The 16,874-nt window shown below is 71.2% G+C and carries 15 protein-coding genes; 9 read left to right on the top strand and 6 right to left on the bottom strand.

Annotated features, from left to right (window positions below; all coding sequences use genetic code 11):
• Positions 1-50: 50 nt before the first annotated feature.
• Positions 51-602, top strand: coding sequence for a cytochrome P460 family protein (locus QC818_RS07990; RefSeq protein ID WP_309652312.1), 552 nt, complete (start codon positions 51-53; stop codon positions 600-602).
• Positions 603-725: 123 nt separating this feature from the next.
• Positions 726-1,175, top strand: coding sequence for a DUF6789 family protein (locus tag QC818_RS07985; protein ID WP_309652311.1), 450 nt, complete (start codon positions 726-728; stop codon positions 1,173-1,175).
• A 35-nt stretch (positions 1,176-1,210) separates the two neighbouring features.
• Here QC818_RS07985 and QC818_RS07980 read toward each other — a convergent pair whose 3' ends face one another.
• Complete coding sequence (locus QC818_RS07980) at positions 1,211-2,443, bottom strand: MFS transporter (RefSeq protein WP_309652310.1); 1,233 nt, start codon at positions 2,441-2,443, stop codon at positions 1,211-1,213.
• Between the two features lie 55 nt (positions 2,444-2,498).
• Positions 2,499-3,551 (bottom strand): helix-turn-helix transcriptional regulator, encoded by a 1,053-nt coding sequence (locus QC818_RS07975; RefSeq protein WP_309652309.1) that lies wholly within the window; start codon positions 3,549-3,551, stop codon positions 2,499-2,501.
• Between the two features lie 163 nt (positions 3,552-3,714).
• On the opposite strand from QC818_RS07975, the gene QC818_RS07970 reads away from it, so the two are divergent.
• On the top strand, positions 3,715-5,742 hold the full coding sequence (locus tag QC818_RS07970; protein WP_309652308.1) for a TonB-dependent siderophore receptor: 2,028 nt from the start codon (positions 3,715-3,717) through the stop codon (positions 5,740-5,742).
• 479 nt (positions 5,743-6,221) lie between these two features.
• On the opposite strand, the gene QC818_RS07965 is transcribed toward QC818_RS07970, so the two are convergent.
• On the bottom strand, positions 6,222-7,109 hold the full coding sequence (locus QC818_RS07965; RefSeq protein WP_309652307.1) for a S66 peptidase family protein: 888 nt from the start codon (positions 7,107-7,109) through the stop codon (positions 6,222-6,224).
• A gap of 103 nt (positions 7,110-7,212) precedes the next feature.
• On the opposite strand from QC818_RS07965, the gene QC818_RS07960 reads away from it, so the two are divergent.
• Positions 7,213-7,554 carry a thioredoxin family protein gene (locus tag QC818_RS07960; RefSeq protein WP_309652306.1) on the top strand — a complete coding sequence of 114 codons (342 nt, stop codon included), beginning with the start codon at positions 7,213-7,215 and terminating at the stop codon, positions 7,552-7,554.
• An 81-nt stretch (positions 7,555-7,635) separates the two neighbouring features.
• On the opposite strand, the gene QC818_RS07955 is transcribed toward QC818_RS07960, so the two are convergent.
• Positions 7,636-7,962, bottom strand: coding sequence for a hypothetical protein (locus QC818_RS07955; RefSeq protein ID WP_309652305.1), 327 nt, complete (start codon positions 7,960-7,962; stop codon positions 7,636-7,638).
• 113 nt (positions 7,963-8,075) lie between these two features.
• Complete coding sequence (locus tag QC818_RS07950; protein WP_309652304.1) at positions 8,076-8,945, bottom strand: LysR family transcriptional regulator ArgP; 870 nt, start codon at positions 8,943-8,945, stop codon at positions 8,076-8,078.
• Between the two features lie 118 nt (positions 8,946-9,063).
• On the opposite strand from QC818_RS07950, the gene QC818_RS07945 reads away from it, so the two are divergent.
• Complete coding sequence (locus QC818_RS07945) at positions 9,064-9,681, top strand: LysE/ArgO family amino acid transporter (RefSeq protein ID WP_309652303.1); 618 nt, start codon at positions 9,064-9,066, stop codon at positions 9,679-9,681.
• Between the two features lie 6 nt (positions 9,682-9,687).
• On the opposite strand, the gene mltF is transcribed toward QC818_RS07945, so the two are convergent.
• Complete coding sequence (mltF, locus tag QC818_RS07940; protein ID WP_309652302.1) at positions 9,688-11,118, bottom strand: membrane-bound lytic murein transglycosylase MltF; 1,431 nt, start codon at positions 11,116-11,118, stop codon at positions 9,688-9,690.
• 286 nt (positions 11,119-11,404) lie between these two features.
• On the opposite strand from mltF, the gene QC818_RS07935 reads away from it, so the two are divergent.
• From QC818_RS07935 to QC818_RS07920, 4 genes are all read left to right on the top strand, one after another.
• Entirely contained in the window at positions 11,405-12,475 is a 1,071-nt protein-coding gene (locus tag QC818_RS07935; RefSeq protein ID WP_309652301.1) for a substrate-binding domain-containing protein, read from the top strand.
• Complete coding sequence (locus tag QC818_RS07930; RefSeq protein ID WP_309652300.1) at positions 12,476-15,514, top strand: EAL domain-containing protein; 3,039 nt, start codon at positions 12,476-12,478, stop codon at positions 15,512-15,514.
• Positions 15,515-15,588: 74 nt separating this feature from the next.
• On the top strand, positions 15,589-16,029 hold the full coding sequence (locus QC818_RS07925; protein ID WP_309652299.1) for a DUF4399 domain-containing protein: 441 nt from the start codon (positions 15,589-15,591) through the stop codon (positions 16,027-16,029).
• A gap of 73 nt (positions 16,030-16,102) precedes the next feature.
• Positions 16,103-16,873, top strand: coding sequence for an META domain-containing protein (locus QC818_RS07920; protein ID WP_309652298.1), 771 nt, complete (start codon positions 16,103-16,105; stop codon positions 16,871-16,873).
• Position 16,874: the final 1 nt, after the last annotated feature.

Genomic DNA, 16,874 nt, shown 5'->3' with positions numbered 1-16,874 from the left:
ACTGTCAATCGCAGGCGCGCGAAACGTCAGCTGAACAGGAGGAACGGGACATGACGACGACCAACGCCCTGGGGCTGGCGGCCCTGCTGGCCCTGACCGCTGCCCCCGCCTTCGCCGCCGACCTGGCGACGACGACCTTCCGGGAGCACGTGGACGGCGAGGGCAACATCTCGCTGCCGGCGGATGCCCGGGCCGGCTGGGTGCATCTGGGCTCCTGGGCGGTCGATGACGCCGACGCCCCGGGCGCCGGCTTCCACGATGTGTACACCCAGCCCGAGGCCGCCCGGGCTTACCGGGACAGCGGCGAGTTCGCCGATGGCACCGTGCTCATCAAGGAGATTCGCGGGATCGAGTCCGGCGAGAAGACCACCGGGCCGGCGCTGTGGGCCGGCGAGCCGCAGGTCTGGTTCGTGATGGTCAAGGACGCCCGGGGGCGGTTCGACGGCCCCCATTGGAGCAATGGCTGGGGCTGGGCGCTGTTCAAGGCCGACGCCCCGGACCAGAACGTGTCGGAGAGCTTCGAAGCCACCTGCAAGGGCTGTCACGTTCCGGCGCAGCAGACCGATTGGGTCTTCGTCGAGGGCTATCCGACGCTGCGATGAGCCGACGGCGGGTCGGCAGGAGCGCATGAGCTCCGGGCCCGGGCGGTGGGCCTGGCCACCCGGGGAGCCGTGCCCCGGCGAGCTTCTACACTGGGAGTCACAACGGCAGCCGGGAGATGCGCCATGGGCACTCGTCTGGTAAGGGGGATGCTGGCCGGCTTCGTGGCCACCTTCGTCATCTCCATGATCCTGATCCTGCGTCTGGCGGCGGGCGTCATGCCCTGGTACGACCCCATCGAGGTCATGAACCTGGCCGCCCAGGACCTGCTCGGCACGGCGGACAGCCGGCTGGTGGCATGGGGCATCCACTACGTGGTGGGCACCCTGATCTGGGGGCTGCTGTTCGCCCTGCTGGTGCCCCACCTGCCGGGGCGCACCGAGACCCGCCGCGGCCTGGAGTTCGGCGTGGCCAGCTGGCTGGTGGTGATGGTCACGGTCTTCCCCCTGGCCGGTTCCGGGCTGTTCGGGCTGGGTCTGGGGCTGATCGCGCCGCTGTCGACCCTGCTGGCGCATATCGTCTTCGGGGCGGTGATCGGCGCCACCTACGCCTGGCTGCGACGCGGCGTGCTGTAGGCGATCTCCGACAGGGGCCCCATGCCTGTACGACCCTAGCCGCCGGTTGGCACCTCGGCCGGCGTGGCCGAGGCCGCGTCCGTTGCGCGCAGCCGGCGGAGGATGAACACCATGCCACCCAGGGCGAACAGAATGCCGCCGGCGGCCAGCCAGGCCAGGCGGTCGAAGCCGATCAGGGCGCCGTCGGCGGCGGAGCCCAGGTAGGCGGCGCTGGCGATGCCGGCGGCGCCGGAGGCCACGCTGACCATGGTGTTCTGCAGGGCCATGAAGGCGGCCCGCTGATCCGGGGCGGGAATCGCCGAGACGATGGCCTGGGTCGCGCTGAAGCGGGCCGAGCTCATGGCCATGAACAGGGTGAAGACCGGCAGCAGCGGCAGCGGCCACTGCAGGGCGAACCCCGCCAGGGTAACGGCGATCAGCGTCAGGTTGCTGCCGGCCACGGCCAGCAGGCCGTGGCCCTGGTCGATGAGCCGGCCACCGAGCCGCATGGCGACGATGCTGGCGAGCCCGCCGGCGAGGTAGAGGCCGGGGATGTCGGCGCGGGCAACGCCCAGGTTGAACTGGAAGAAGCTGGCGAAATGCGGCACCAGGCCGGCGTGGCCGGCCATCTGCACGGCAGCCACCAGCATCGCCACTCGGCACAGCGGATGGCGCAGCAGGGTGGTGAGGCACTGGCGGGGCCGTCGGCTGGCGGCGCCCAGGGGCGGGAACCACCAGGCGGTGGCACCGGCGAGCAGCAGGCCGCTCGCGCCGGTGATCAGGAAGGGGCTCCGCCAGTCCAGGTACTGGGACACGCTGAGGGCGAAGGGCACCACGACGATGGCGGCCAGGGAAAAGCCCATGGCCACGTAGGCCAGCCGGCGGCCCCGCTCGGCGGGCGGGATCAGGTCCAGCATGGCGGCCATCAGCACTGCGCCGAGAGGGCCGGAGAGGGCGCCGGCGATCACGAACAGCAGCAGCAGGTCGGTGCCGTCCCGGGCCAGGGCACAGGCGCCGAGGGTGAGGAAGCGCAGCGCCACCAGCACCACCAGGGCGTGCTTGCGGGGGCAGCGGTCGAGCCAGGGCGCGGCCAGCAGGCTGGCGGCGGCCGCCGCCAGGGTGGCCGTGCCGCTGATGTAGCCGATGTGTTCCGGGCGCATGCCCAGCGGCGCGACGAAGTCCGCCCCCAGGGGCATGGCCATCATCAGGCTGCCGATCGACAGCGTGTTGATCAGCAGCGCCAGGTTGAGCGCGACCAGCGGGGTGTGACTGGGCGTGGAGTTCGGCATGGTGACCCGAGGGGCTGGGGAAGGAGCGCGGCATCTTAGCCGAGCGGCTCGAGCCTTACAATGAATGAGAATCGTTGTCGATCATGTCTCCGGGGGTCATGCCGAACCGCCGCTTGAAGGCGGTGATGAAGTTGGAGGTGTGGTTGTAGCCCGCCATGTAGGCGGCTTCGCTGATGCTCAGGTTGTCCTGGCGCAGGGCGTCGCGCACCTTCTCCAGGCGCCGCTGGCGCACGTAGTCGAAGACCGTGATGCCGGTCTCGCGCTTGAAGCGGCGCTGCAGGGCGCTGACGCTCATGGCCGCGGCTCGGGCGACCTCCTCCAGGCGCAGGTCGCAATGCAGGTGAGTCTCCAGGAAGGCCATGGCGATGGCCAGCGGCTCTTCCTTGCGGGGAGCAGGCGGGCAAGCGTCGGCGGGCGCCGGGGCTTCCTGGAGCAGGTCCTCGATGAACTGGCAGAGCACTTGGGTCGCCAGGGTCTCGGCCCGCAGGCTGCGTAGCAGGGCGTCCGGCTCGTCGCGCAGGGCGAGGATCCGCTCGCACAGCGCCAGGGCCTGGGAGGAGGGCTGCCAGTAGGCCTTGGCCAGATGGTGGCCCAGCAGGCGGGCGTTCAGACGCTGCAGGGTGGCGCTGTCGCCGCGGGCGAACCACTCCGAGCGCACCCGGATATGCACCTTGCTCAGGCCGCGCTCGCCGCGTCGCACCCGGCGCCGGAAGGTGGCCTGCCGGCGCAGGTTGACGGCCATGGCCCGGTGACCGCCCGGCTCCGAGTTGCGAGGACTGCGCAGCACGTACGCCTCGCCATCGAACCCGAAATGCACCTCGCCGTTGAGCACTACCGTCAGGAAGAGGCCGGGCGGGGCCGTGGCGACGATCTGGGCATCGGTCATCTCCTCGCTGTGCCCGGCCTCGACGCAGAGGCCGGACGCATAGCGCTCCGACAGGAAGCGACCACTCACCAGCACCCGGCGTGGATCGGCGTTGCGGGCGACGATCGCCTGGCGCCGGTCGTCCTCGACCAGCTCGGTGAGCACCACCCGCCTGGCGAGCACTGCGGCGGCCCGGTCGTCGGGGGGAGAGGCGATGGAGGGGGCGGGGTGGCGAGCGTTCATGGGCATCCTGGGGCAATCGGCCGTTTCAACATAATGCTGAGCCGATTCGGCAGCATCATCCTGTCTTCTGATTCGTCTGAGCAGGCGGTACCATAATCGAGAATCAATATCATTTCACTCATTCTCGATCGTCTGATGATCGGTTCGCGCAGGATGCTCACCTATGGTTCACCGTCGCTGGTCCCCCTCCCGTCCTCTCCCGTTCCGCCTGACGCCGCTGAGTCTGGCCGTCGCCGCCGCGCTCGCCTCGACCCCGCTCCTGGCCGAGAGCGAAGGCGAGCCGGGCGAACTCGAGACGATGCAGGTCTGGGGGGCCAGGGTCACCAGTTCGTCCGAATACCTGGGCGGGCAGGACATCGAGATCAAGCAGGCCGATCACCTGTCCGACCTGCTGCGCGACATCCCCGGCGTGGACGTGGGGGGCACCCACTCGGTCACCCAGCGGATCAATATCCGCGGCCTCGATGAGACCGACCTGGACATCCGCCTGGACGGCGCTTCCCAGTACGCCAGCATGTTCCACCATATCGGCAACCTGACCCTGAACCCGGACATCATCCAGTCCGTGGACGTGCAGGTGGGCAACAACTCGGTCACCAACAGCGGCCTCGGCGGTTCGGTGCACTTCGAGACCAAGAGCGGCCGGGACATGCTGCGACCGGGTGAGCGGTTCGGGGCCCGCCTCTACGCCGGCTATGGCAGCAACGCCTATCGGCAGGGCTCCGCCACCCTCTACGGCCAGCTCACCGACTCCGTCGATGGCCTGCTGTACGGCTACCAGATCGATCGCGACAACTTCGAGGATGGCGAGGGCAACGAGACCATCGGCTCCGACGGCGAGGTCGGCAACATGCTGGTCAAGCTGGGCTGGGAGCCGGGGGACGCGCAGCGCCTGCAACTCAGCTATGACCGCTATCAGGACGAGGGCGATTACAGCCCGCGGCCCGACATGGGTGGGCCCGCCAACGACGGCCTGTCCGGTGACCTGGTGCTGCCCACCGAGTACACCCGCGACACCCTGGCCCTGAACTATGCCTACGACCTGGGCCCGGCCCTGGAGCTGGAAGCGGGCCTCTACCGCAACCAGATCGAGCTGAACCGCGACGAGTCGCAGATCGACATTCGCTGGCCTGCCAACCGGCTGTCCGACAATACCGCCGAGAACATCAACACCGGTGCCAACGTGCGGGCCGTCTCCCGCCTGGCCACCGGCCCGCTCGATCACCGGTTCACCTATGGCCTGGACCTCAATCGCCAGGAGAGCCGGTCCAGGTACGGCAGCGATCCCTGGCTCGAGGAAGAGGGCGTCACCACCGCGCTGTACCTGGAAGACCGGCTGCAGCTCACCGATGCGTTCGCCGTGACTCCTGGGGTGCGCTATGACCACTTCGAGCGCGACGCGGTGACCGGCGATGACAGCTTCAGCGAGGTCAGCTGGGCCCTGGCCGCCGACTACGCGCTCACCGACAACCTCACCCTGTTCGCCAGCGCCCGAGAGCTGTTCAAGGCGCCGGCCCTGTTCGAGAGCTTCATCCGCTACCAGGAGCAGGCGTTCCTGGCGGACGACATCGAGCCCGAGACCGGCCTGAACTCGGAGATCGGCGCCCGTTACCGCTACGACCACGGCCCGCACCGCTTCGCTTCCAACCTCACGCTGTTCCAGACCGATATCGACGATTCCATCCGGGCGGTCTGGAACGCGGGACAGTACGACATCGTCAACGACGGGGACGTGCGCCTCAAGGGCTTCGAGGCCAGCGCCCTCTACGGCTACGAGGCCTTCAGTGCCAAGCTGAGCTACTCCCGTTCCGATGCCGACAACCGCACCCACGACACCCCGGCCCAGGACGCCAACGGCCGCAGTGCCGACCTGGGAGACGTGATCACCCTGGACCTGGGCTATGCCCTGTATGACCTGGGCCTGGAAATGGGCTGGCAGTCACGGTGGGTGCTGGAAGAGGACAACGTGCTGCCCGATGCGCCGGTCAAGGAGGGCTACAACGTGCATGGGCTCTATGCCCAGTGGGCGCCGGTCCAGATGGACGGCCTGGTGCTGACCCTGGGGGTGGACAACCTGTTCGACGAGCAGTACGTCTCCCACGCCTCCCGCACCGGCACCGCGCGCGGCTTCACGCTGGACGACTTCGAGCCGGGCCGTAACGTCAAGCTCTCCGCGGCCTACCGGTTCTGAGCCGAGCCCCCGAGGCGGCCCTCGCGGCTGCCCCGGGGCGAGCGATCCGACGAGGCTTCCCTGGCGTGGGCTCCAGGGAAGCCTCGTTCGCGTCGGGAGACGCCATCCCGGCGCCTGGCCGGTGGCGCTCAGCTCGCCGCCGGGCGTTGCGGTGTCCGCCAGACCGGCTCGCTCGGCGAGCTCGATATCCTGGTGCCGCATATGGGGCGGGTCGGCACCAGCGGCTCCTTGGGCAGATCGGCATGGGGGCGTACGACGCGATGCGCATGGCGAATCGACTCCGGCAGGGTCCTGCCCATTCATCACTCCACCGACGAGCTCTACCGGGAACCGATCAGCCAGTTGCCAGTTCGTCACGGCGAGCCGAGACAGGGGACGGCGGGCGGATGTGATCGTGGAGAAGGCCACGCTGGTCTATCGGTAATCCGGCGCTACCTCCCCGCCGAACGCCTGGTCGGTGCCTGCCCCAGGCGAGGCCGCTATCCGGCGATGCTCAGTCGTCCGCACTCGATGCGCCCGGTGGCGCCGTAGCGCCAGGGGCGGTTGTGCAGGCCGTGGCCCACCGGCAGGCCGGAGAACAGCGGCACGCCCAGCGGCGCCAGGGTCTCGGCGACGATCGCCTCCAGGGAGCTATCGCCGTAGGGGGCGCAGCCCTCGAAGGTGCCCAGGCAGACCGCGCCGGCCCGCTCCAGGGCGCCGCCGTGGACCAGCTGCCAGAGGGCGCGTTCCAGGCGGTAGTAGGGTTCGCCCACGTCCTCGAGGATCACCAGGGCGCCGGGCGGGGCGACGAACGCCGCCGGGGTGCCGACCAGGCTCGCCAGGGTGGCCAGGTTGCCGCCGACCACCGGCCCTTCCAGGCTGGCCGGGGCGTCCGCGTAGGGCGTCAGGGGGTAGTCGAGGGATGTCGGCCCCTGGATCAGCGCCAGGGTCTCCTCGAACTGGCGGCGCACCACCGCCCGCTCGGCGTCGGCGCCGCTCAGCAGGCCGCCGGCGGCCTTGGCCACCGGGCCGTGGATGGCCGGCAGGCCGTGGCGGTGGCAGTGGTCGAGCAGCACGGTGACGTCGGAATAGCCGATCAGCGGCTTGGCCCGGCGGGCCAGGCGGGGCCAGTCGATGCCGTCGATCAGTTGGGCGGCCCCGTAGCCGCCGCGCACCGCCCAGACGGCCCGGGTCTCGGGGTCGTCGAAGGCGGCGTGCAGCTGGGCCAGGCGGTGTGCGCGGCTGCCGGCCAGGTAGCGCCGCGGGGCATGCAGCGGCTCCGCCACCCTGACCGTCACGCCCAGGGCCTCGAGCCCGCGAATGCCGTCGGCCACGGCTTCCGGGGCGGTGAACGACGAGGGGGCGATCAGGCTGACGGCGAACGGCATGGCGAGCGATCCTTGCGATGTCGAGGGGCGGAGCTGGCATTGTCGGCGGGATGCGGCATGCTGTCACCCGCTCGCCTTCCTGTCCCCGCCCGGAGCCCGATGCATGCAGACCCTGACGTCCCCCGAGGCCCTCGCGGCGGCCCTGGCCGACCATCCGGCGGTGCTGGTGCTGTTCGGCGGCCGCCATTGCGGCGTCTGCCACGCCCTGGCGCCGCCGCTTTCGGCGATGCTCGCCGAGGAGTTCCCGCGTCTGCGCGCCTTCTACGTCGACTGTCAGGGGGAGGCCGCCGCGCTGTGCGCTCAGCAGCGGGTCTTCTCGCTGCCGGTGGTGCGGCTGTGGTTCGCGGGGCAGCCCTTCGACGAGCGGGGGCGGGTCTTCGCCCTGGGCGAGGTGCGCGAGATGATCCGGCGCCCCTATGCGGCCCTGTTCGGCGACGGGGACTGAGTCGGCGAGCGCTCGCTCGCCCCGGGGCGGAAGGCGAGACGCCCCGGGGCCGGGGGCCGCGGGGCGTCGGGGGTGTCGCCGTCAGTGCTTGGGTTCGGCGGCGGTCTCCTGCTCCTCGAAGAGTTCCGCCTTGGCGTCGCGCATGACGTCCTCGCAGGCGGCCTGCTGGGCGAGCTCGGTGAGCAGGCGCTGACTCACCGCGAAGCCCTTGCCCAGGCAGTCGTCGACGTCCTCCCTGGCGACCTCCGGGCTGACTTGGCAGTCGAGCTTGATCGTTCTTCCTCCGCCTTCCAGGCGGTCGGCCATCCGGCGCAGACGCCAGGCCATGCGCGTCTTCCAGTCGGTCGAATCTTCCGCGCCTTCGGTCACGCTCAGCGTGCATCGCCATTCGGGCTTGTAGACCTTCATGGGAACCTCCTTCTGGCTTGGAATGTGGATCGATCGTGCTGCGGCCTCCGTCGGTGGTGGGATGGCCCGGTATCCTACCGATTTTCCGGGGACATGCCAGTCGGCTAACGAGTTCAGGTTAGTCGCACCCGGCGCAGCACGCTCGTCATGCGCTCGAGCAGGGCGCCGCTGTGGCGCCAGTAGTGCCAGTGCAGCGGCACCGTCAGCGCGCGCCCCGGGGCGAGGCTGACCAGGCGGCCGTCGGCGACCAGGTCCGCCACCTGCCGGCGCGGCATCATGCCGTAGCCCATGCCCGCGGCGGCCAGCCGCACGAAGCCCTCGGAGGAGGGGCAGAGGTGGTAGGGGAAGGCGCCGTGATAGCCGCACTGGGCTAGGAAGCGATGCTGCAGCTGGTCGTGGGGGCCGTAGACGATGGCCGGGGCGCGGCGGAAGGCGTCCTCGGTGAGGCCCTCGGGGAAGTGGCGGGCGATGTAGGCCGGCGTGGCGTAGGGGTGGTAGACCATGCTGCCCAGCGGCTCGCAGCGGGCCCCGGCGATGGGCTGGTCGCCGGCGCACAGGCAGGCCGCCACGTCGCCGTCGCGCAGCCGCCGCAGGCCCACGTCCTGATCCTCGATCACCAGGTCCAGCAGCAGCCCCTCGTCGCGGCAGAAGGCGCCGATGGCCTCGGCCCACCAGGTGGCCAGGCTGTCGGCGTTGATGGCGATGCGCAGGCGCGACGAGGCGGCGTCCAGGGTCGGCAGGGCGGTGCGCAGCTCGCGTTCCATCAGCTGGACCTGCTGGTAGTGGGTGAGCAGGCGGCGGCCGGCGGGCGTCGGCTCCAGGTGCGGGTGGCGGATCAGCGCCGGCTGGCCGAGGCGGACCTCTAGGGCCTTGATGCGCTGCGACACGGCCGACTGGGAGAGGCCGAGCTCCGCCCCGGCCCGCTCGAAGCCGCCGCACTCGACGACCGTGGCCAGGGCCTCGAGCAGCTTGTAGTCGAGCATAAGCAAAACTGATGTGGCATTAGGAGGATGATTTTTCAGTATAACGGAGCGGCGCTAGGCTGGCGTCTCGGCAGTTCAGGCGCCCGCCCCGCGAGGCGCGTTCATGGAGGAGGGCGAGATGCTGGAGAGTTACCTGATCGGGCTGGTGGTGAGCGGCGGCATCATCGTCGCCATCGGCGCCCAGAACGCCTACGTGCTGGGGCTGGCCGTGCGGCGCGAGCACCACTGGTGGTCCGCGGGGCTGTGCATGGGCACCGACCTGCTGCTGGTGGCGGCGGGGATGTTCGGCATGAGCGCGGTGCTGCTGACCGTGCCGGGGGCGCTGGAGGCGCTGCGCTGGCTGGGCGTGGCCTTCCTCGGCTGGCTGGCCGCCCAGGCGCTGTACCGGGCCGGCACCGGGCGCGGGGGCCTGGAGACCGGCGGGGGCGGCGAGCGGGGCCGCGGGCGGGTGCTGCTGGCCACCCTGGCGGTGACCGTGCTCAATCCCCAGGTCTACCTGGACACCCTGCTGCTGATCCCGTCCGTCGGGGCTCAGCAGGAGAGCGCCGCGGCCTTCGTGGCCGGGGCCGGCAGCGCCTCGGTGCTGTGGTTCAGCCTGCTGGCCTGGGGCGGGGCGCTGCTCTCGCCCTGGCTGTCGCGGCCCGGCGCCTGGCGAGCCATCGACGGCGCCATCGGGCTGATGATGGCGGGCATCGCCGCGCAGCTGGCGGGGGGCTCCCTGGGCGGGCTGGCCTGAGGCGGCTCAGCCGCTGGCCGGGCCGCCGTCCGCGCGGGCCTGGGCGGTGTCGGCCTCGAGGGCCGGCGAGGCCTCCAGGGCGTGGCGGATCACGTCGCGGTAGTTGCGGATGCGTTCCACGTAGTGCACCGGCTCGTAGCCGCGGGCATAGCCGTAACGGGTGCGGGGGTAGTAGCGGCGGTCCGCCTTGAGCGGCAGGACCTCCTTCATGTCGGCCCAGGAGTGCGGGTCCTTGCCCAGCTCCCGGGCCAGCTGCTGGGCGTCCAGCACGTGGCCGCGGCCGATGTTGTAGCTGGCCAGCGCCAGGAAGGTGCGGTCGGGCTCGGGAATGGCCTCGGGCAGGCGCTGGCGGCGATCGGCCAGGTAGCGGGCGCCGCCTTCGATGGCGGCGGCCGGGTCCAGGCGGTCGGTCACGCCCAGCGACTTGGCGGTGTTGCGCGTCAGCATCATGATGCCGCGCACCCCGGTGGGCGACACGGCTTGGGGATCCCAGTGGGATTCCTGGTAGGCCAGGGCGGCGAGCAGGTCCGCGGGGATGCCGGTGCGCCGCTCGGCCGCCACGAAGAGGTCGAGGAAGCGCGGCAGGCGCTTTTCGATGCGCTGGTTCAGCGCCCGCAGGTCGACGAAGTCGAACTCGCCCAGGTAGTCGTAGTAACGGGCCTGCACGTCCTGCCGGGCGGCCCGGCCGGCGTCGCCGGCCATCCAGTCGCGGGCGGCCTCGGCCAGGGCCGGCTGGTCGTCGGCCAGGTACCAGCCCAGCGACTCCCGGCCGGTCAGGTTGAGCGCGACTTCCAGGTGGGGGAAGTGGCGCCGGGCCATGCGCACGATGTTGGCGTCGGCCACGGTGCAGTCGATGTCCCGCTCGGCCACCGCCCGCAGCAGGCTCTCGGTGCTGCGCGGATCCTCCCGGAAGCGGACCCCGCTGTGGCGGTTGACCAGGGCCTTGAGCCGCGTGGCGTAGCTGGAGCGGGCGGTGACGCGGATCTCGCGACCGGCCAGGGCGTCGAGCCGCCGGGGCAGGGGGCGGGCGTCGCGATGGCAGACCAGCTGTTCGACGATCTCGGTGTGGGCGGGCCCCCGGGCGAAGCGTTCATCCCGCTCGGGCAGGTGGGTGAGGCCGGCCGCGGCCAGGTGCACCTCGCCCGCGTCCAGCGCCGCCAGCACCTCGGCGGTGGTGTCGTGCAGCGACCACTCGACCCGCCAGCCGTTGGCCTCGGCGAAGCGCTCGACCAGGTCGTGCTCGGGACCGGCGGGCGTGCGGTGGCGATCCAGGTAGTAGGTGGTGGCGGCGTTGCGAGTCGCCACCTCGAGCACCCCGCTCTCCCCGGGCGGGGCGAGGCGCGGCCCGGCGCCGCCGAACCAGGCGGCGAGGCCGAGCAGGACGACGAGGGCGAGGCCTGACAGACGCTTGAGGGGCGGCTGGAGTCGTAATCGCAACGGGGCGCATCTCCTGGCGGTTCATCGCCCACCCTAACAGCCGAGGGCGTTGGTCGCGCGTGAGCGCCGCCGGATGTTGCGCTTTCCCCCATGCTCGGCTTAACTGCCATCCACGCAGCCTCGGCGAGCCTTCGGCATCGGCAGCCGGGCCGCCGTACGGTACAGTGGACCCTCGGGGCCCGGCATGACCGTGGCCGATGGAGTTCCAGGATGGAAGGAAGGATCGATGGCTGGATGCCGATCGCTGTCCCGGCTCGCCTGCCTGGCGAGCGCCCTGATAACCCTCGTGACGTTCCTCGCGGAGGCCCGGGCGGCGGACGATTACGTGCGCCTCGAGCGGTTCCTCGACCGCCACCCCGGCCAGCAGGCCCTGATGGCGGATTTCGCCGATCGCGTCCAGTCGCCGCCCATGCCGCTGGCCGCCTCGCCGCGGCGGGTGCAGCGCATCGCCGTGATCTACCCCGGGCTGCAGGCCTCGGACTACTGGCGACGCAGCCTGGCCTCCCTGGAGGCGCGCCTGGACGCGCTGCATATCCCCTATGAGCTGCGGACCTTCATGTCGCGGCCCTCGGTGGACATCGACCTGCAGGCGCGCCAGCTGACCTCGGCCCTGCAATGGCGCCCCGACTACCTGGCGTTCACCCTGGACGCGGTCTCGCATCGGCGCATGATCGAGCGGATACTGGCGCTGGGCGATCCGCGCCTGATCCTGCAGAACATCACCACCCCCCTGGCCGCCTGGGAGGACGAGCCGCCCTTCCTCTACGTGGGCTTCGACCATGCCCAGGGCACGCGGCGCATCGCCGAGTGGATGCTCGAGCGGGCCGGCCATCACGGCAAGTACCTGATGCTGTACTTCTCGCCCGGCTACGTGAGCCGCATGCGCGGCGGGACCTTCGCCGCCGAGGCCGCCCGTTACCCCGAGGTGGAGCAGGCGGCCGCCTACTATACCGGGGGCGATGCCGAGACGGCCTACCGCGCCACCCTGGAGACCCTCGAGGCCCATCCCGACCTGAAGATGATCTTCGCCAACTCCACCGACGTGGCGCTGGGGGCGCTGCGGGCGCTGCGCGAGACCGATCGCCTGGACGTGCTGCTCAACGGCTGGGGCGGCGGCGCGGCGGAGCTCGAGGCCCTGAAGGACGGTGGCCTGGACGTGACGGCCATGCGCATCAACGATGACAACGGCGTGGCCATGGCCGAGGCGATACGCCTGGCGCTGATCGACCAGGCCGACCGGGTGCCGCGGGTCTTCGCCGGTGATATCGCCCTGGTCACCCGGGACACCCCGGCGGCGGAGATCGCCCGCCTCGAGCGCCGCGCCTTCCGCCTCAGCGGCATTCCGGAGGAGGACTGAGTGCGGGTCTGGCGTTTCTCCCGGCTGGTGCTGGCGCTGCTGCTGGCGCTGCTGGCCGTGGTGTCGCTGATCCTGCTGTCGGCCGCCTACCTGGGCGCCCGCGAGGCCCTCTGGGAGGGCGCCGAGCAGGCGCATCGCCAGAACCAGCGCATCCTCGAGCGGGTGATCTCGACGCACTTCGAGGGCATCCAGCGCCAGAGCGAGAGCATCGCCGACGAGGCGCGCCTGGTGGCGGCCCTGGGCGAGGCCCCGCCGGCGCGCCTCCAGGGCGTGCTGAGGGAGATGCTGGGCGAGCTCCACGGCGAACAGGTCGATGCCCTGGTGGTCTCGGGGGAGGACGGCCGCGCCCTGGCCAGCGTCAGCCTGCTGGGGACCCCGCTGCCGCTCGGCGAGCTGAGCCGCGCCCCCGGCCCGCTGGCCACCTGGACCTCGCTGGAGGCGCAGCACCAGGGGCGGCCCTATAACCTGCTGCGGCTGAGCCTGCCGATCGTCGAGCCGACGCTGGGCCGGGTGATCGGGCGCCTGCACAGCTTCGTGGTCCTCGACGACAGCTTCTGGATCACCAATGCCCTGCAGGGCCTGTTCGGCGCCCGGGCGACGACGCTCAGCCTGGACGGGCGCCTGCTGGATGCCCGCCTGGCCGACGGTCGCGCGCCGCGCCTGCCGGTGCCGGAGCGCCCGGTGATGCTGACCGACGAGGGCGTCTTCCACTCCCATCCGCTGCGCATCGGCGACAGCGACGTCTACCGGGTCGGGCTGTTGCTGCCCGACGACGGCCTGCTGGCCCTGCGCAATACCCAGGTCGCCAGCCTGCTCTATGCCACCCTGCTGGTGGTGGCCGCCGGGGTGGGGATGATGCTGGTGCTGCGCCGCTTCACCGCCCGTTCCCTGGACAGCCTGGTGCGCTATGCCGAGGCCGTGCCCGAGAGCGGGCGACCGCGGCCCTTCCGCGGCGGGCGCTTCCGCGAGTTCAACCGCGTGGGCAAGGCCTTCGAGACCATGCTGGAGCGCATCCGGGAGCGCGACAAGTACCTGGAGGGCATCATCCAGCACGCCCCGGACCTGATCTTCGTCAAGGACCTGGCGGGGCGCTACCGGCTGGTCAACCGGCGCTATGCCTGGGCACTCGGCACCACCCCGGACGCCCTCGACGGTGTGGCGGTGGACGAGGCCCTGGACGAGGAGGTCATGGCGCGGGCCACCCGTTCGGACGACGAGCTGCTCGAGCGCCAGGGGCCGGTCACCTATCACGCCACCCTGCACACCCCGGACGGCGCCCGCCGCTATCGCATCACCAAGTTCCCGATCCTCGACGACGCGGGGCGCCCCTATCTGATCGGCGGCGTCGCCACCGACATCACCGACCTGCGCCAGGTTCAGGATCAGCTCGAGCTGACCCATCAGGTGTTCGCCGAGACCGACGAGGCGATCGCGGTCCTCGACGATCGCCACCGGGCGCAGATGACCAATCGCGCCTTCGCCGAGCTGAGCGGCCGGGAGGGAGGCCGGGACACCGCCGCGATCCGCGACTTCCTGCTGCACCACCCCGAGGTCACCCATGCGCTCACCGAGGGGCAGCGCTGGCAGGGGCAGTGCGAGTTCCCGCGGGGCGACGGCGAGGGCCTGCCGGTGTTGGTCTCGGCGACCACCCTGTCGTCGGACCGCCAGGGACGTCGCCGACACATGCTGTTGTTCAGCGACATCACCGCGCTCAAGGTGGCCGAACAGCGCCTCGAGCGGCTGGCCTGGTACGATGCCCTGACCGGGCTGGCGAACCGCAGCCTGTTCGCGCTGCGCCTGGAAGAGGCGCTCCAGGCCGAGGACGGCGCGGCCACCGCGGTGGTCTTCGTCGATCTGGATCGCTTCAAGGACATCAACGACACCCATGGCCACTCCCTGGGCGACGAGCTGCTGTGCCGGGTGGCCGATCGCCTGCGTAGCTGCGTTCAGCCCCGGGACACCGTGGCACGCTTCGGCGGCGACGAGTTCGTCATCATGCTGCGCGGCCTGTCCCGGGAGGACCTGGTGATGTCCGTGGCTCGGCGCATCCTCCGGGTCCTGGGCGAGCCCTACGACCTCGGAGTGCTCTGCTGCTTCGCCACCGCCAGCCTGGGCATCAGCCTCGCCGCGCGGCACGGCCGGACCTCGGAGGCGCTGCTGCGCTGCGCCGACCAGGCCATGTACGAGGCCAAGGCCCGGGGTCGCGAGCGGGTGTTGATCTTCGATCCGGACATCGACGAGCGCCACCGGCTGCGGCTGCGCTACGAGGCGAGCCTGCGCCAGGCACTGGCCAACGACGAGCTCTACGTGCTCTATCAGCCGCGCTTCGACATCGCCGGCCGGCGCGTGGTCGGCGCCGAGGCCCTGCTGCGCTGGGAGAGCCCGACGCACGGCTCGGTGCCGCCGGGGACCTTCATTCCCATCGCCGAGAACTCGGGGCTGATCGTCGAGCTCGGCCGCTTCGTGCTCGAGGCCGCCTGCCGCGAGGCCGCGGCCTGGGGCGAGGCGTCGCGGGCGGTGCCGGTATCGGTCAACCTCTCGCCGCGCCAGCTCCACGAGCCCGACCTGATCCGCGACATCCAGGCGGCGCTGGCGGACGCGGGCCTGGCGCCTCACCGGCTCGAGCTGGAGATCACCGAGACGCACCTGATGGACAACGTCGACCAGATGCTGCCGGTGCTGCACCAGATCCGTGCCATGGGGGTGGGGCTGGCCATCGACGACTTCGGCACCGGCTATTCCTCGCTGACCTACCTCAAGCGGCTGCCCATCGAGCTGCTCAAGATCGATCGCGGTTTCCTGGCCGACGTGCCCGGCGACGCCGACGACGAGGCCCTGCTCGAGGCGATCATCCACATGGCTCACAGACTGGGCTTCCGGGTCGTCGCCGAGGGCGTCGAGACCGAGCGCCAGCGGCGTTTCCTGGCCGACCTGGGCTGCGACGAGCTGCAGGGCTTCCTGCTCGGCCGGCCCCAGCGCGGGGCGCGGCTGCGGGCCGAGCTGGACCGCGACCGGCGGGCCTCCCCTCCGCGCTCCTGAGCGCGCCGCTGCTACACTGCGGGGGCGTGCCCGCGGCCGGGCACCTTGATATCACGGATACAGGAGGTATCGGCATGCGATTCGTCACGTTCGGTATTCCGGGGCTGCTGGTCGGCAGCGTCCTGCTGGCGTCTTCGGCCCTGGCCCAGATGGCGCCCGCGGCGCCGCCGGAGGACGCCGCCGTCTACTTCATCTCGCCGGCGGACGGCGCCACGGTGAGCGGCCCGGTCACCGTGCGCATGGGCCTCGAGGGCATGGGCGTGGCGCCGGCCGGCGTCGAGCGGGAGGCCACCGGCCACCATCACCTGCTGATCGACACCCCCCTGGCGGAGGTGGACCTGGGCGCCCCGCTGCCGGCCACCGAGCAGACCCGCCACTTCGGCGGCGGCCAGACCCAGACCACCCTGTCGCTGCCGCCCGGCGAGCATACCCTGCAGCTGCTGTTCATGGACCATCGCCACCTGAGCTTCGATCCCCCGGTGGTCTCCGAGGCGATCACGATTCGCGTGGAGTGAGGCGCGGTCCGAACCTTTCGCTCATCCTGAGGTCGATTTATCGACTTGCCTTCGAATATCGGGATGAATTGCCATGAAACGGATCTTCCATCTTTCCTTTTTCCTGTTCGCCGCGCTCTGGCTGGCGGGCTGTGCGGCCCTGGAGCGTGCCTCGGATCCCGAGGTCGCCCTGGGCGAGCTGCCGGCGAGCTTCCAGGGCGAGCTGCCCTGCGCCGATTGCGCCGGCATCCGCTACCGGCTGTCGCTGTTCCCGGACGGGGTCTACACCCTGAAGACCGACTACCTGGGCGAGGGCGAGCGCCGGCGCTTCCACGAGCAGGGCCAGTGGTCGCTGGACGGCGCGGGCCGCACCCTGACCCTGGCGGGCGGCGATCAGGGCCCGCGGCAATGGCGGGTGCAGGATGCCCGGACCCTGGAGATGCTCGACCTCGAGGGGCGGCGGATCGACTCCGAGCTGGATTATCGGCTGAAGCGTACCGAGGCCTTCGTGACCGAATCCCTGGAAAACACCTACTGGAAGCTGATCGAGCTGGACGGCGCGCCGGTGCCGGCCGTCGACGCGGGCCGCGAGCCGCACCTGGTCTTCCACCCCAGCGAGGGTCGGGTGGCCGGGGCCACCGGCTGCAACCGCCTCACCGGCAGCTACCAGCGGGACGCCAGCACGCTGAGCTTCGGGGCGCTGGCCAGCACCCGCATGGCCTGCGCCGATGCCATGCGCCTGGAGTCGCGTTTCCTGGCGATGCTCGAGCGGGTCGACCGCTATCGCGTGCTGGCCGATCGCCTGGAGTTCTACGATGCCCGGGGCGAGGTGCTGGCGCGCTTCGAGGTGCGCCACCTGACCTGAG

Source organism: Halomonas koreensis (genome assembly GCF_031451675.1).
GTDB lineage: Bacteria > Pseudomonadota > Gammaproteobacteria > Pseudomonadales > Halomonadaceae > Halomonas > Halomonas koreensis.
The sequence above is the reverse complement of the archived record's forward strand: the minus strand, read 5'-3'. Positions and strand labels throughout refer to the sequence as shown.